The sequence below is a fragment of the Roseateles sp. UC29_93 genome (assembly GCF_042695725.1).
Classification (GTDB): domain Bacteria; phylum Pseudomonadota; class Gammaproteobacteria; order Burkholderiales; family Burkholderiaceae_C; genus Roseateles; species Roseateles noduli_A.
The window spans coordinates 1,818,830-1,834,128 of the sequence record NZ_CP170545.1; the positions used below are offsets into that span (position 1 = coordinate 1,818,830).

General features: G+C 68.0%; 10 protein-coding genes and 2 pseudogenes. 8 read left to right on the plus strand and 4 right to left on the minus strand.

Features of this window, described 5'->3' with window-relative positions; all coding sequences use genetic code 11:
- Nucleotides 1–298 precede the first annotated feature (298 nt).
- The 3 genes and pseudogenes from ACFJIX_RS08540 to ACFJIX_RS08550 all read left to right on the plus strand — a co-directional run bounded on the left by ACFJIX_RS08540 (nucleotide 299) and on the right by ACFJIX_RS08550 (nucleotide 4,235).
- Nucleotides 299–2,560, plus strand: coding sequence for a TonB-dependent receptor (locus tag ACFJIX_RS08540; protein WP_377159142.1), 2,262 nt, complete (start codon nucleotides 299–301; stop codon nucleotides 2,558–2,560).
- 213 nt (nucleotides 2,561–2,773) lie between these two features.
- Nucleotides 2,774–3,474, plus strand: a pseudogene (pyrE, locus tag ACFJIX_RS08545) (orotate phosphoribosyltransferase).
- Nucleotides 3,474–4,235: a hypothetical protein gene (locus ACFJIX_RS08550; RefSeq protein WP_377159143.1), complete on the plus strand. Its 762-nt coding sequence runs from the start codon at nucleotides 3,474–3,476 to the stop codon at nucleotides 4,233–4,235. The pseudogene pyrE and the gene ACFJIX_RS08550 overlap by 1 nt, the downstream one beginning before the upstream one ends.
- A 51-nt stretch (nucleotides 4,236–4,286) precedes the next feature.
- On the opposite strand, the pseudogene gatB reads toward ACFJIX_RS08550, so the two are convergent.
- From gatB to gatC, 3 genes and pseudogenes are all read right to left on the minus strand, one after another.
- Nucleotides 4,287–5,742, minus strand: a pseudogene (gene gatB, locus ACFJIX_RS08555) (Asp-tRNA(Asn)/Glu-tRNA(Gln) amidotransferase subunit GatB).
- Between the two features lie 5 nt (nucleotides 5,743–5,747).
- A complete protein-coding gene (gene gatA / locus ACFJIX_RS08560) occupies nucleotides 5,748–7,238 on the minus strand; it encodes an Asp-tRNA(Asn)/Glu-tRNA(Gln) amidotransferase subunit GatA (RefSeq protein WP_377159144.1) in 1,491 nt (496 codons plus the stop codon).
- The gene (gatC, locus tag ACFJIX_RS08565) at nucleotides 7,235–7,534 is read right to left on the minus strand and encodes an Asp-tRNA(Asn)/Glu-tRNA(Gln) amidotransferase subunit GatC (RefSeq protein WP_377159145.1); all 300 of its coding nucleotides are present in this window, start codon (nucleotides 7,532–7,534) and stop codon (nucleotides 7,235–7,237) included. The genes gatA and gatC overlap by 4 nt, the downstream gene beginning before the upstream one ends.
- A 308-nt stretch (nucleotides 7,535–7,842) precedes the next feature.
- Between gatC and ACFJIX_RS08570 the strand changes: the two genes are divergently transcribed.
- Genes ACFJIX_RS08570 through rodA form a run of 5 tightly spaced genes read left to right on the plus strand, consistent with a single transcriptional unit; the run spans nucleotide 7,843 to nucleotide 13,701 of the window.
- Nucleotides 7,843–8,886 carry a rod shape-determining protein gene (locus ACFJIX_RS08570; RefSeq protein WP_067280645.1) on the plus strand — a complete coding sequence of 348 codons (1,044 nt, stop codon included), beginning with the start codon at nucleotides 7,843–7,845 and terminating at the stop codon, nucleotides 8,884–8,886.
- Between the two features lie 55 nt (nucleotides 8,887–8,941).
- Complete coding sequence (gene mreC / locus ACFJIX_RS08575; protein WP_377159146.1) at nucleotides 8,942–9,922, plus strand: rod shape-determining protein MreC; 981 nt, start codon at nucleotides 8,942–8,944, stop codon at nucleotides 9,920–9,922.
- Entirely contained in the window at nucleotides 9,919–10,440 is a 522-nt protein-coding gene (mreD, locus tag ACFJIX_RS08580) for a rod shape-determining protein MreD (RefSeq protein WP_377159147.1), read from the plus strand. The genes mreC and mreD overlap by 4 nt, the downstream gene beginning before the upstream one ends.
- Before the next feature lie 22 nt (nucleotides 10,441–10,462).
- Nucleotides 10,463–12,550 (plus strand): penicillin-binding protein 2, encoded by a 2,088-nt coding sequence (gene mrdA / locus ACFJIX_RS08585; protein ID WP_377159148.1) that lies wholly within the window; start codon nucleotides 10,463–10,465, stop codon nucleotides 12,548–12,550.
- The gene (gene rodA, locus ACFJIX_RS08590; protein WP_377159149.1) at nucleotides 12,547–13,701 is read left to right on the plus strand and encodes a rod shape-determining protein RodA; all 1,155 of its coding nucleotides are present in this window, start codon (nucleotides 12,547–12,549) and stop codon (nucleotides 13,699–13,701) included. The genes mrdA and rodA overlap by 4 nt, the downstream gene beginning before the upstream one ends.
- Here rodA and ACFJIX_RS08595 read toward each other — a convergent pair.
- Complete coding sequence (locus ACFJIX_RS08595) at nucleotides 13,607–15,238, minus strand: sensor histidine kinase (protein ID WP_377159150.1); 1,632 nt, start codon at nucleotides 15,236–15,238, stop codon at nucleotides 13,607–13,609. The genes rodA and ACFJIX_RS08595 overlap by 95 nt on opposite strands.
- Nucleotides 15,239–15,299 lie beyond the last annotated feature (61 nt).

Genomic DNA, 15,299 nt, shown 5'->3' on the forward strand with positions numbered 1-15,299 from the left:
TCCGAAGTTGGCAGCAGCGGGGGGAATGCGGCCCGCCGTCGAGGGATCACGCTGCACCACGTAGCGCCCGCTTCATGCGCCGTCCACGCTCATTCGGGCGACACGCGATCAGGTGCAGTGTTTGGGCAACAGAAAGCGCACCGCCGTGGTGCGGAGGGTGACGTCTTTATGACGAACTTGCTAGATTCGCGTCCACCGCGCCAACCGGCGCCCACATTTTTGCCGTCTGTGAACCCGGTTTACCCGTCGGTGTCCCGGTCGGCCTCCCGGTTTTCCATCCTTCCCCCGGAGTCCATCCATGAATCGATTCGCCACCCAGCGCGCCGCCGTCCCGGCGCTGCGCGAGGCCGCCGCGGCCGTGTCGCTGGCCCTGCTCGCCTGGCCCGCACTGGCGCAGGACGCCCAGACCGATGCCGCAACCAAGGAGAAGGGTCAGCTCGAGACGGTGACCATCACCGCGGAGCGTCGGGTCGAGAACATCAAGGAAGTGCCGAACGCGGTCACGAAGATCTCCGGCGAGAAGCTGGACGTGCTGAATTCCGCCGGCCAGGACGTGCGCTTCCTGTCGGGCCGCGTGCCCAGCCTGAACATCGAATCGTCGTTCGGCCGCGCCTTCCCGCGCTTCTACATCCGCGGCTACGGCAACACCGATTTCCGCCTGAACGCGTCGCAGCCGGTCTCTCTGGTGTATGACGACGTGGTCCAGGAGAACCCGATCCTGAAGGGCTTCCCGGCCTTCGACCTGGCCGCCGTCGAAGTGGTCGCCGGCCCGCAGGGCACGCTCTACGGTCGCAACACGCCGGCCGGCGTCGTGAAGTTCGATTCGGTCAAGCCGTCGCAGCGCCAGGAGGGCTACCTGAACGTCTCCTACGGCACCTACGGCACGATGAACCTGGAAGGCGCCGCCAACGTGCCGCTGACCGGCGACTGGGCCGCCCGCATCTCGGCGCAGATCCAGCACCGTGACGACTGGGTCAAGAACCAGGTGCCCACCGGCAAGACCGGCGAGCTCGAGGGTTACGACGACCGCGCCCTGCGTCTGCAGGCGCTGTACCAGCCGCACAAGGATTTCAGCGCGCTGTTCAACTTCCACGGCCGCGACCTGAAGGGCAGCGCGCGCGTGTTCCGTTCCTCGATCATCAAGACCGGCACCAACGATCTGGTCGACGGCTTCGATCCCGAGAAGTCCTACACCGACGGCGTCAACGAGCAGACCCTGCACGCCACCGGCGGCAGCGCCCGTCTGCGCTGGGGCCTGGGCGCGATCAACCTGTACTCGATCACCGGCTACGAGTCGGTGCGCCCCTTCAGCCGCGGCGACGTGGATGGCGGCTTTGTGTACTTCGGCCCCAAGCCGTACACGCAGGAAGGTCAGGCGACCTTCCCGGCCGAGTCGTCGAGCTCGATGAGCGGCCATCGCCAGATCACGCAGGAGTTCCGCGTCGAGTCCGCCGCGGCCGGCCCGCTGCGTTGGCAAGGCGGTCTGTACTTCTTCGACGAGCGCTACACCGCGCGCAGCACCGACTACACGACCGCGACCGGCCTGGCCGCCGGTTATGTCGACACGTACCAGAAGAACACCGCGTGGGCGGCCTTCGGCTCGGTGAACTACGCGGTCACGCAGGACTTCCAGCTGCGCGGCGGCCTGCGCTTCACGCACGACAAGAAGGACGTCAAGGTCAGCAGCGACTACACCGACCTGAACACCTCCACCGGTGTCACCGCCAACACCGGCGACTCCAAGTGGAACTGGGACGTGTCGGGCACCTACAAGGTCACGAAGGACACCAACCTGTATGCGCGCGTGGCCACCGGCTTCCGCGCCTCGTCCGTCCAGGGCGCGTCGCGCTTCGCCGGCCAGTCGCAAGCGACGCCGGAGAACGTCACCTCCTATGAAGTGGGCGTCAAGTCGGACTTCTGGGATCGCCGCGCGCGTCTGTCGGCCAGCGCCTTCACCTACACCGTGAAGGACCTGCAGCTGACCGCCGTCGGCGGCCAGAACAACGCCAACCGTCTGCTGAACGCCAAGAAGGCCGAAGGCAACGGCGTCGAACTGAACCTGGAAGTGCTGCCGGTCGATCAACTGCTGATCACCCTGGGCGGCAGCCTGAACAACACCAAGATCCGCGACAACACGCTGTCGCTGCCGGCTTGCGGCGGCGGTTGCACGATGACGGATCCGCTGGTGGCGGGCTCGACGACCAACTACAGCATCGACGGCAATCCGCTGCCGAACGCGCCGAAGTGGGTCGCCAACCTGACCGCGCGTTACTCGATCCCGACCGCGGCCGGCAACGAGTTCTACATCTACACCGACTGGGCCTACCGCTCGAAGGTCAACTTCTTCCTGTACGAGGCCAAGGAGTTCACCGGCAAGTCGCTGACCGAAGGCGGCCTGCGCGTGGGCTACATCTGGAGCAACGGCAAGTACGAAGTCGCTGGCTTCGTCCGCAACATCACGGACCAGATCCGCGTCACCGGCGCGATCGACTTCAACAACAACACCGGCTTCATCAACGACCCGCGCACCTACGGCGTCCAGTTCAAGGCGATCTTCTGATCGGCTGAACCACACCGCGTCGCGCAGCACAGTGGCCCGCGGGCCACCCTGCAAAAAGTGGGCCTGCTTCCGGCGACGGAGCAGGCCTTCTTCTTGCTTCAACAACTGCTGAATTCAGGCGACATGACGCGCTGCGTCACCCGTGGGGTGGCCAAGACCGACGCCCTACAATTCCGGCCCAATTTCAATCTCACGTCTCGACGTCCCGCTGCCATGACCACCGCCGCCAATCGCCAGGCCCAGAGCCCGGATTCCCAGGACGCCCTGGCCCAGGAATTCGTCGCCTTCGCCGTCGACACCGGCGTGCTGCGCTTCGGCGAGTTCAAGACCAAGGCGGGTCGTCTCAGCCCGTACTTCTTCAATGCCGGCCTGTTCGACGACGGCCTCAAGATCGGCCGGCTGGCGCAGTTCTACGCGCAGCGGCTGCTGGCCTCGGGCGTCGAGTTCGACATGATCTTCGGCCCCGCCTACAAGGGCATCACGCTGGCCGCGGCGGTCGCGATCGAACTGGCGCGGCTGGGCCACAACAAGCCGTTCGCCTACAACCGCAAGGAAGCCAAGGACCACGGCGAAGGCGGCACGCTGGTCGGCGCCAAGGTCCAGGGGCGCGTGCTGATCATCGACGACGTCATCTCCGCCGGCACCTCGGTGCGCGAATCGATCGCGATGATCCAGGCCGCCGGCGCCACGCCCTGCGGCGTGGCCATCGCGCTGGATCGCCAGGAGAAGGCCGCCGAGAACGGGCAGGATCTCCCTGGTCGGCGGTACAGTACGTGCGCGACCAGTTGAAGCTGCCGGTTGTCGCCATTGCGGGCTTGTCGGACCTGCTCCAGTATCTGCAGACCACCAGCAGCACCGCCGTGTCCGCCCATGCGACGGCGGTCCATGCCTACAGAGATCGCTACGGAGTCTGATGCGCGCTTCCCTCTCACGCCGTCTGCTGTCCCGCCTGATCATGAGGTCGACGCTGTCCGGTCTGCTGCTGACCGGCGCGCTCGCGGGCGCCGCCTGGGCGCAGACGAAGGCGCCGCCGCCGTCCAACATCTATACGTGCACGACGCCCGATGGGCGCCGGCTGACGTCGGATCGCCCGATCCCGGAATGCCAGTCGCGTGAGCAGCGGGTGCTGAACTCCGACGGCTCGGTCCGCCGGATGCAGCCGCCGGCGATGTCGCCCGAGGAGCAGGCGGCCTTCGATCAGCGCAAGCGCATGGAGGAAGTCCAGCGCGCCGCCCAGCAGGACGCGGTCCGACGCGACCGCAACCTGTTGCAGCGTTATGCCGATCAGGCCGCGCATCAGCGCGCACGCGAGGCGGCGCTCGACGACATCCGTGAAGCGATGCAGCAGTCCGAGAAACGCTTGCAGGTGCTCGCGGCCGAGCGCAAGCCGATGCTCGACGACGCGGAGTTCTACAAGGGCAAGCGGATGCCGATGAAGCTGCAGCACCAGCTCGACATGAACGACGCTTCCGCCGCCGCGCAGCGCGAGTCGATCGACAACCAGAAGGCCGAGATCGTGCGCGTCAACAAGCTCTATGACGATGAGTTGGCGCGCCTGAAGCGGCTGTGGGCCGGCGCGGCGCCGGGCTCGCTGGAGAAGTCCGCGACGTCCTCCCCGTCGCAGCCCGCGCCGGCGAAGCCGGCGGTGCAGGCCTCCCCGGCCAGCGGGCGCTGACGCGCACCGCAAAGGCCGTTGGGACGGCCTTCGCCGCCAGCCTGCCGGTCGTCAGGCGCCGAGCTTCTTCTTCAGCAGCTCGTTGACGGTGGCCGGATTGGCCTTGCCCTTGGCCGCCTTCATCGCTTGGCCGACCAGCGCGTTGAACGCCTTCTCCTTGCCGGCGCGGAATTCCTCGACCGACTTGGCGTTGGCGGCGAGCACCTCGTCCAGGATGCGCTCGATCTCGCCGGTGTCGTTGGACTGCTTCAGGTCCTTGGCGTCGATGATCGTGTCGACATCGGCGCCCTCGCCCGTCCACAGCGCCTCGAACACCTGCTTGGCGGAGTTGTTGTTGATCGTGCCGTCATGGATGCGCTTGATCAGCGCGCCCAGTTGCGCGGGCGTCACCGGCGCGCTGTCGATGCTGCGTTCCTCGCTGTTGAGCCGGCGAGAGACCTCGCCCATCACCCAGTTCGCGACCAGCTTCGGCGCGCCGCAGAGGTCGCGCGCGGCCTCGTAGAAACGCGCCGTCGCCAGGCTCTGCGTCATCATTGTCGCGTCGTAGGCGGGCAGGCCGTCGGCCTCCTGGAAACGCGCGGCCATCACGGTCGGCAGCTCCGGCATCTCGCCGCGCACGCGATCGACCCACTCGGCCGAGATCATCAGCGGCGGCAGGTCCGGGGTCAGGGAAGTAGCGGTAGTCGGCCGCGTCTTCCTTGGTGCGCATCGAGCGGGTCTCGCCGGTGTCCGGGTTGTAGAGCACCGTCGCCTGCTGGATCTCCAGGCCGTCCTCGATCTGGTCGATCTGCCAGTTGACCTCGTAGTTCACCGCGTCGACCAGGTAGCGGAAACTGTTGAGGTTCTTGATCTCGCGACGCGTGCCGAAGGGCGCGCCGGGCTTGCGCACCGAGACGTTGACGTCGCAGCGGAACGAGCCCTCCTGCATGTTGCCGTCGCAGATGCCCAGCCACATCACCAGCGCGTGCAGCGTCTTCGCGTACTCGACGGCCTCCTGGCCGGAGCGCATTTCGGGCTCCGAGACGATCTCGAGCAGCGGCGTGCCGGCGCGGTTCAGGTCGATGCCCGACTGGCCGTGATAGTCCTCGTGCAGGCTCTTGCCGGCATCCTCTTCCAGGTGGGCGCGAGTGAGCTTCACGACCTTCTTCTCGTCGCCGACGAAGAACTCGATGTGGCCACCCTGCACGACGGGAATCTCGTACTGGCTGATCTGGTAGCCCTTGGGCAGGTCCGGATAGAAGTAGTTCTTCCGCGCGAAGATCGACAGCGGCGCCACCTTCGCGCCGACGGACAGGCCGAAGCGGATGGCACGCTCGACCGCGCCGCGGTTCAGCACCGGCAGCGTGCCGGGCAAGGCCAGGTCGACGGCGCTGGCCTGCGTGTTGGGGGCCGCGCCGAACGCGGTCGACGAGCCGCTGAAGATCTTCGATTCGGTCGAGAGTTGGACGTGGTTCTCCAGGCCGATGACGACCTCGTAGCCCCGCACCAGTTGACTGTTCTTGCTCATGACGTTCACACCCCCGCCGGATGCTGGCGATGCCAGTCGGTGGCCTGCTGCAGCGCGTGCGCGGCGTGGAGCAGGGTGCCTTCCTTGAAGTAGTTGCCCAGCAGCTGCAGGCCCACGGGCATGCCGCCCTCGCCACTGCCCACCGGCACGCTCATGCCGGGCAGGCCGGCCAGCGAGCCGGGCAGCGTGAAGATGTCGGCGAGGTAGGCCTTCACCGGATCGTCCGCGCCCTCGCCCTGCTTCCATGCGACCGTCGGCGCCACCGGGCCGGCGATCAGGTCACAGTGCTGGAAGGCCTGCTGGAAGTCGTCCGCGATCATGCGGCGCAGCTTCTGCGCCTGCAGGTAGTAGGCGTCGTAGTAGCCGTGCGAGAGCACGTAGCTGCCGATCATGATCCGGCGCTTGACCTCGGCCCCGAAGCCTTCGGCGCGGGTCTTCTCGTACATGTCGATCAGGTTGCCGTAGTCCTTGGCGCGGTGCCCGAACTTCACGCCGTCGAAGCGCGACAGGTTCGAGCTCGCCTCGGCCGGGGCGATGATGTAGTAGACCGGGATCGCCAGCTCGGTGCGCGGCAGCGACACGTCCACCAGCGTCGCGCCCAGCTTCTCCAGCTCCGCCAGACCGGCGCGCACGGCACCGTCCACGTCGGCGGACAGCGCCGCCGGGAAGAACTCCTTGGGCAGGCCGATGCGCAGGCCCTTGAGCGGCTGCGTGGCGGTCGCGCCTTCACGCGGCGTCAGCATCTGCGCGCTGAAGTCCTGCGGCGGCTGCTGGACGCTGGTGGCGTCGCGTTCGTCGAAGCCGCTCATCGTCGACAGCAGCAGCGCGCAGTCCTCGGCCGAGCGCGCGAACACGCCGGCCTGGTCCAGGCTGGAGGCGAACGCGATCATCCCGTAGCGCGAGCACACGCCGTAGGTCGGCTTGATGCCGGTGATGCCCGAGAAGCTGGCCGGCTGGCGGATCGAGCCGCCGGTGTCGGTGCCGGTCGTCGCGGGAACGAGGCAGGCGGCCACGGCGACGGCCGAGCCGCCCGACGAGCCGCCCGGCACGCGCGTGCGGTCCCAGGGGTTCAGCGCCTTGAAGTAGGCGCTGTTCTCGTTGGCCGAGCCCATCGCGAACTCGTCGCAGTTCAGCTTGCCCAGCGAGACCGTGCCGGCGGCGTTCAGGCGCTCGACGACGGTGGCGTCGAAGGGGCTGAGGTAGCCCTCGAGCATCTTCGAGCCGGCCGTGGTCGGCATGTCGCGGGTGACGAAGATGTCCTTGTGCGCGAGCGGCACGCCGATCAGCGCGCCCGCTTCACCGCTGGCCAGTCGCGCGTCCGCGTCCTTGGCCCGGGCGAGCGCGTAGTCCGCGTTCACGTGCAGGAAGGCGCCGAGATCCTTCGCCGCGGCAACACGCGCAAGCAGATGTTGCGTCAGTTCGGTGCTGGAGACCGTCTTGGCGCGCAAGGCGCGGCCGAGCTCGGCCACGCCGAGGTGGTGGAGAGGCGTGGTCATTCGATGACTTTCGGGACCAGGAACAGGCCATCCTCGACGGCGGGGGCGCTGCGTTGGTTGAGTTCGCGCTGGTCGGTTTCGGTGACGCGGTCCTCGCGCAGCCGCAGGGCCACTTCCTGGACCGCCGACAGCGGCGTGTAGAGGGGGTCGACACCGCTGGTGTCGACCGCGCTCATCTGCTCGACGATCGAGAAGAAGCCATTGAGCTGCGGCAGCAGCGCGGCCTGCTCGTCGCCGGAAAGTTCCAGCCGGGCCAGTTTGGCGATCCGGCTGACGTCGTCGTGGGTGAGTGCCATGGAGATTGAAACGCTTACGGATGGCTTGCAGACGGGCCAAACCAGGGGGTGATCAGTTATTATCCCCGCTTATCTCCATGAGCCGAGGCTGCCAGTGCAGAATCGTTCCTTATGGCAAGGAATCTCGCTCGCGCGGACGCCGCCGGTCCGCGCGGTTACCCGACCCGAACCGCCCCGAATCGCAGCCGCCCGGACAGAACGCAGACGAACGCCGCTTGATGCCGTCGAATGCCGCCGATTGCGTGTAGTTCGACGTTGACCAGCGGCTCCAGGTGCCGAAGCGTCTTGTCCAGGTCTTGCCTACACACATGTTCGCCTCCCTGCGCCGCTATTTCTCCACCGACCTCGCCATCGACCTGGGCACCGCCAACACGCTGATCTACGTCCGCGGAAAAGGCGTGGTGCTGGACGAACCGTCCGTCGTCGCCATCCGCCACGAAGGTGGCCCGAACGGCAAGAAGACCATCCAGGCCGTCGGCCACGAAGCCAAGGCCATGCTGGGCAAGGTGCCCGGCAACATCGAGGCGATCCGCCCGATGAAGGACGGCGTGATCGCCGACTTCGTGGTGACGGAGCAGATGATCAAGCAGTTCATCAAGATGGTGCACGACACCAAGCTGCTGCGTCCGTCGCCCCGCATCATCATCTGCGTTCCCTGCGGCTCCACGCAGGTCGAGAAGCGCGCGATCCGCGACGCCGCGCTGGGCGCGGGCGCCTCGGAGGTCTACCTGATCGAGGAGCCGATGGCGGCCGCGATCGGCGCGGGCCTGCCGGTGTCGGAAGCATCGGGCTCGATGGTCATCGACATCGGCGGGGGAACGACCGAGGTCGGCGTGATCTCGCTGGGCGGCATGGTCTACAAGGGCTCGGTCCGCGTCGGCGGCGACAAGTTCGACGAGGCCATCATCAACTACATCCGCCGCAACTACGGCATGCTGATCGGCGAGCCGACCGCGGAGTCCATCAAGAAGAACATCGGCTCGGCCTTCCCCGGCTCCGAGGTCAAGGAGATGGAAGTCAAGGGCCGCAACCTCAGCGAAGGCGTGCCGCGCAGCTTCACGATCTCGTCCAACGAGATCCTGGAAGCGCTGACCGACCCGCTGAACCAGATCGTCTCGGCCGTGAAGAACGCGCTGGAGCAGACCCCGCCGGAGCTGGGCGCCGACATCGCCGAGCGCGGCATGATGCTGACGGGCGGCGGCGCGCTGCTGCGCGACCTGGACCGGTTGCTGGCCGAGGAAACCGGCCTGCCGGTGCTCGTGGCCGAAGACCCGCTGACCTGCGTCGTGCGGGGTTGCGGCATGGCCCTGGAGCGCATGGAACGCCTGGGTTCGATCTTCACGAACGAATAAGTGGATGCGGCCTCAGATGGCCGCTTTGCGTTGAATCTCCTTCGCTGAGATCTTCATGCCTCTCGGCACCCTCGACCGCAATCCACCGCCGCTGTTCCGCGAAGGCCCGTCAGCACTGACGAAGCTGGCCTTCTGCGCGGCATTGGCGGTCTTCCTGATGGTGGCGGACTCCCGCTTCCAGGTCACGGCGCCCGCACGCGCGGGGCTGGCGCTCGCGCTGCATCCGCTGCAGCGCGCGCTGCTGGCGCCCGTCGATGCCTGGGAGCAGGCCGGCGACTACGCCCGCGGCATGGAGAAGGCCACGGAGGCCGAGAACCAGGCCCGGCAGCAGCTCGCCTCGCAGGCGGTGATCCTGAGCCGCGCGGCGCAGCTGCAGGCCGAGAACACGCGCCTGCGCGCGCTGCTCGAGCTGCGCGAGGCGCTGCCGGTGAAGGGCCTTGCCGCCGAGGTGCTCTACGAGGCGCCGGATCCCTTCTCGCGTCGCATCATCATCGACCGCGGCGGCCATGGCGGCGTGCGGCTCGGCGCGCCGGTGGTCAACGATGCCGGCGTGCTCGGCCAGGTGACGCGGGTCTATCCGCTGTCGGCCGAGGTGACCCTGCTGACCGACCGCGACGCCACCATCCCCGTGCTCAATACGCGTACCCAGCAGCGCGGCGTCGCCTATGGCGGCGAGCGCGGCGTGATGGAGCTGCGCTTCATCGCCGCCAACGCCGACATCAAGCCCGGCGACGCGCTCGCGACGTCGGGCCTGGACGGGCTCTATCCGCCGGGCCTGCCGGTGGCGAAGGTCGCCGAGGTCGAACGCCGCGGCGACACCAGCTTCGCGCGCGTCGGATTGGCGCCGATCTCGCAGCCCGACAGTGCGCGCCACGTGCTGGTGCTGGAGCCGCTGGAAGGTCAGGAGTCCGCCCGCACCGAAGCCGCGCAGGAAGCGGCCAGCGCCGCGATTGCCGCCGCCGCTGAAGCCGCCAGCAGACCGGCGCGCGGCCGCGCGGCATCGGCCGCGTCCGCGCCGAAAGGAGGCACACGATGATCATGCCCCGTGGCGCAAGCCAGCTGCTGTTGCCCGCCAACCCCCTGTTCATCGCGTTCAGCCTCATCGTCGGGCTGCTGATCGACATGGTCCCCGTCGGCCGGCAACCCTGGATGCCGGACGTGCTGGCGCTGGTGCTGGTGTTCTGGAACGTCCATCAGCCGCGTCGCGTCGGCGTCGGCTGGGCCTTCGTCTTCGGCCTGATGATCGACGTCCACCACGGCGCGCTGCTCGGCCAGCATGCGCTGGCCTACAGCCTGCTCGCCTTCGGTGCCGTCGCGCTGCACCGCCGGCTGCTGTGGTTCACGCTGGGCGCGCAGGCACTGCACGTGCTGCCGCTGTTCGTGCTCGCGACAGCGATCGCCGTCATCGTCCGGCTGATCGTCGGCGGCATGTGGCCGGGTTGGAGCCTCTTGCTGGCGCCGCTGCTGCAGGCGGCCTTGTGGCCGATCGCCGCGGCGCTCCTGCTCGCGCCTCAGCGCCGCGCGCCGGATCCCGACGCGCACCGTCCGCTCTGAGGGTGCCGGGAACAAGCCCGCGATGACGGTCATCAAGAACCTCCAGGCGGAGCTGAGCCGCTTCCGGCTGCGGCTGTTCGCGGCGGCGGCGTTCGTGCTGTTCTGCTTTGGCCTGCTCGTCGCACGCCTCGTCTACCTGCAGATCACGCAGCACGATACGCTGCTCGAGCGCGCCGAGACCAACCGCGTCTCCGTCGTCCCCATCGTGCCCAACCGGGGCCTGATCGTGGACCGCAACGGCGTGGTGCTGGCGAGCAACTACTCGGCCTATACGCTGGAGATCACGCCGTCGAAGGTGCCGGACCTCGAGCGCACGATCGACGCGTTGTCCGCGGTCATCGAGATCCAGCAGCGCGACCGTCGCCGGTTCAAGCGGCTGATGGAGGAAAGCAAGAACTTCGAGTCGCTGCCCATTCGCACGAAGCTGACGGACACCGAGGTCGCGCGCTTCGCCGCGCAGCGCTTCCGCTTCCCCGGGGTGGACATCAAGGCCCGGCTGTTCCGCAGTTACCCAATGGGCGACATCGGCGCGCACATGCTGGGCTACATCGGCCGCATCAACCAGGCCGAGAAGAAGGCGATGGACGACTGGTCGGAAGAGGACGTCGCCAACTACCGTGGCACCAAGTACATCGGCAAGCTCGGGTTGGAGCAGGCCTATGAGCGCGAACTGCACGGCCAGACCGGGTTCGAGGAGATGGAGACCAGCGCGGGCGGCCGCGCGGTGCGCCGCCTGCGCAACCGCCCGCCGACGCCTGGCAACACGCTGCACCTGTCGGTCGACATCAAGCTGCAGGCACTGGTGGAGCGGCTCTTCGGCGACCGACGCGGCGCGCTCGTCGCGATGGATCCGCGCAACGGCGAGGTGCTGGCCTTCGTCTCCAAGCCGACCTTCGATCCCAACCTGTTCGTCGACGGCATCGACGCGGACAGCTGGCGCGAGCTCAACGAGGACATCGACAAGCCGCTGCTGAACCGTGCGTTGCGCGGCACCTATCCGCCGGGCTCGACCTTCAAGCCGTACATGGCGATGGCGGCTTTGAACACGGGCAAGCGGGCCGCCAACGTGGTGATCCAGGACAACCTGAACTTCAGCTTCGGCGGCCGTGTCTTCGGCAGCGCCACCGGCGACCGCGCGGGGCCGAAGGACATGCGGCTGGCGATCGTGACGTCGTCGAACGTCTACTTCTATTCGCTGGCCAACGAGATGGGTGTGGACATGATCCATGACCAGCTCGAACCTTTCGGCTTCGGCCGCAAGACCGAGATCGACCTCCAGGGCGAGGTCACCGGCCTGTTGCCCAGCACCGAATGGAAGCGCCGGGCATTCAAGCGGCCCGACCAGCAGAAGTGGTACGCTGGCGAGACGATCTCGCTGGGCATCGGCCAGGGCCAGAACAACTTCACGATGCTGCAGCTGGCGACGGCGATGTCGACGCTGTCCAGCGGCGGCGAGCGTTACCGGCCCAGGCTGGTGCGGGAGATCGAGGACGTCGTCAAGCACGCGCAACGGCGCGTGGCGAGCGATGCCTTGGCGCCGCTGGCGCTGCGCAAGGCGGACGTCGACGTGATCCGCAACGCGATGCACGACGTGACGCTGGAAGGCACGTCGCGCGCGGTGTTCGCGGGCGCGCAATACCAGAGCGCCGGCAAGACCGGGACGGCGCAGGCGGTGGGCCTGCGTGCCGGCCAGACCTACAGCAGCATCAAGGCGGACGAGCGCAAGCGCGATCACTCGCTGTACATCTCGTTCGCGCCTTACCAGGCGCCGACCATTGCGCTGGCCTTGATCGTCGAGAACGCGGGCTTCGGCTCCGAGTCGGCCGCGCCGATCGCACGCCGCGTGTTCGACTACGTGCTCACCGGGATTTACCCGAGCGAAGAGGACATCGCCAAGGTGCGGGTCGGCCAGGTCGGCGCGCCGATCGGCACGCCGCGCCGCGTCGAAGACATTCCGCTACCCAACGCCGCGGCCAGCGCGCCGGAGGCGGCGGCCTCGGCGGTCGCCTCGCCCGCCGCTGCCCCTTCGCGGGCCTCCGCGCCTTCGGCGCCGGCCGCGCCCGTCGCGCGGGCCGCCGCGTCGCGTCCCACCCAGGGAGCCTCACGATGAGCGCCGTCTTCAGCAAACCCAGCCTGCTGCAACGGGTGAAGCCGCTGTTCCAGGGCTTCGACATCCCGCTGCTGCTCGCGATGGCCTGGCTCATGGGCCTGGGCCTGATGTGCATGTACTCGGCGGGCTACGACCACGGCACCCGCTTCGTCGATCACGCCCGCAACATGGTGCTGGCCATGGGCGTGCTGTTCGTCACTGCGCAGGTGCCGCCTCAACGGCTGATGCAACTCGCGTTGCCGCTCTACGCCGTCGGCGTGACCCTGCTGGTGGCGGTGGCGCTGTTCGGCATCACGAAGAAGGGCGCGACCCGCTGGCTGTACGTCGGCACGCAGATCCAGCCGTCGGAACTGCTGAAGATCGCGGTGCCGCTGATGCTGGCCTGGTGGTTCCAGAAGCGCGAAGGCCAGTTGCGGCTGCCCGACTTCGTCGCCGCCTTCATCCTGCTGGTGGTGCCGGTCGGGCTGATCGCGAAGCAGCCGGATCTGGGCACGTCGCTGCTGGTGCTGGGCGCGGGCCTGTACGTGATCTTCTTCGCCGGGCTGTCGTGGAAGCTGATCATCCCGGCCCTGGTGCTGGCCGGCGCGGGCATCACGGCGCTGGTCTTCAGCGAGGACCAGATCTGCCAGCCCGACGTGAAATGGGTCGTGCTGAAGGACTACCAGAAGGACCGTGTCTGCACCTTGCTGGACCCGACGAAGGATCCGCTGGGCAAGGGCTTCCACATCATCCAGGGCGAGATCGCGATCGGCTCCGGCGGCGTGACCGGCAAGGGCTTCATGAAGGGCACGCAGACGCACCTGGAGTTCATTCCGGAACGGACGACCGACTTCATCTTCGCGGCCTACGGCGAGGAGTTCGGACTGATCGGAGCGGCGGGACTGCTGATCGGCTTCACCGCGCTGATCCTGCGCGGACTGGCGATCGCGCACGAGGCGCCGACCTTGTTCTCGAGACTGCTCGCGGGGGCGATCACGTTGAGCTTCTTCACCTACGTGTTCGTGAACATGGGCATGGTCACCGGCATCCTCCCTGTGGTGGGTGTGCCACTGCCGTTCATCTCCTATGGGGGAACGGCGATGGTGACGCTGGGCTTGTCGCTCGGGATGCTGATGTCGATCGCCAAGAGCCGGGGCGGGACGCAGCGCTGAGCGGGCGGCGGCTTCCGGTGGCGGAAGCGGTCAGGAGCCGGCGTTCTGCAGCGGGTGCGCGGCGAACCGGACCGTGAATCGCGCGCCCCGGCCCTGCGCCTTCCGATTCCGCCTGTCGACGCGCTCGCGTGTCATCGACCGCAATCTCCGCTTCATGCTGCTGGACGATCTCGCGCACGATCGCCAGCCCCAGTCCGGAGCCGTCGACGTTGGTGCCCAGCGCGCGGTAGAACGGCTGGAAGATCTGCTCGCGTTCCGACTCGGCGATGCCCGGTCCGGAGTCTTCCACCTGCAGCACGCAGACCTGTCCGAACGGGTCCTCGACCACGCGCACCGTGACCGTTCCGTCACTCGGCGTGTAGAGCAGCGCGTTGTCGACGAGGTTGCGGATCAGCTCGCGGATCAGCAGCGGATGCCCGCTGATGCGCAGCCCGGCCTGGCTCGCTTCCGGTCCCTCGTAGCCAAGGTCCAGCCGCTTCTCCATGGCCCGCGGCACGAAGTCGCGCACGGTCTCGATCGCCAGCACGGCGAGGTTCACTTCGCTGCGCCGGGCGGCGTGCTCCTGGTCCTCGGCGCGGGCCATCGCCAGCAGCTGGTTGACCATGTGCGCGGCGCGCTGGCTCGACACCGCGATCTGCTTCAGCGATCGGCGCAGCTCCGCAGGCGAGCTGCGTCCCTCGTCGATCTCGCGCTGCGCCAGCTCGGCTTGCGTGCGCAGCCCCGCGAGCGGCGTCTTCAGCTGATGCGCGGCGTCGGCCAGGAAATGCTTCTGCGACCGGATGGACTGGTCGAGCCGCTCCAGCAGATCGTTGATCGCCTGCACCAGCGGCGCGACTTCGTCGGGGATGCGCTGTTCATCGATGGGGCTCAGGTCCGAGCTGTCGCGGGAGCGGATGCGCCGCTGCAGGTCGTTCAACGGCGCGATCCCGCGCGCCAGTGCCAGCCACACCAGCAGCACCGCCAGCGGCAGGATCACGAACTGCGGCAGGATGACGCCCTTGATGATCTCGTTGGTCAGCCGCGAGCGCTTGCCCAGCGTCTCCGCGACCTGCACCAGCATCATCCGGTCGCTGCCCGCCATCCCCTCTGGCACCACCCACAGGTAGGACACGCGCACCGCCTCGTTGTTGATCTCGTCGAACCGGCGATTCACCTCCCAGGGAACGATCGGCGGCTCGACCTCGGGCACCGGCAGCAGCGCATCGCCGCTCAGCAGCTCGCCGCGCAGGCCCAGTACCTGGTAGTAGACGGTGTCGGATTCGTCCGCGCGCAGCAGGGCGGCGGCCTCGGGCGCGAGCGCGTAGCGCGACCGGCCGCGCCGCGCCGCCGCATCGCCTGGCCCGGGCTCGGTCACGACCTGCAGGCCGAGCGTGCGCGCCATCTCGTCGAGCTCACGGTCATAGGGCTTGTTGGCGATGCCCTGGGCCACCAGCCAGGTCAGGGCGACGCTGATCGGCCAGATGACCAGCAGCGGCGCGAGCATCCAGTCGAGGATCTCGCCGAACAGCGAGCGATGGCCGGTGGAATCAGTCGCCATGACGCGCACCGTGGGTCAGGCGTCCGCGCGGAGCTGTCCCGCGCCTCGCGCGGCCAGGCCC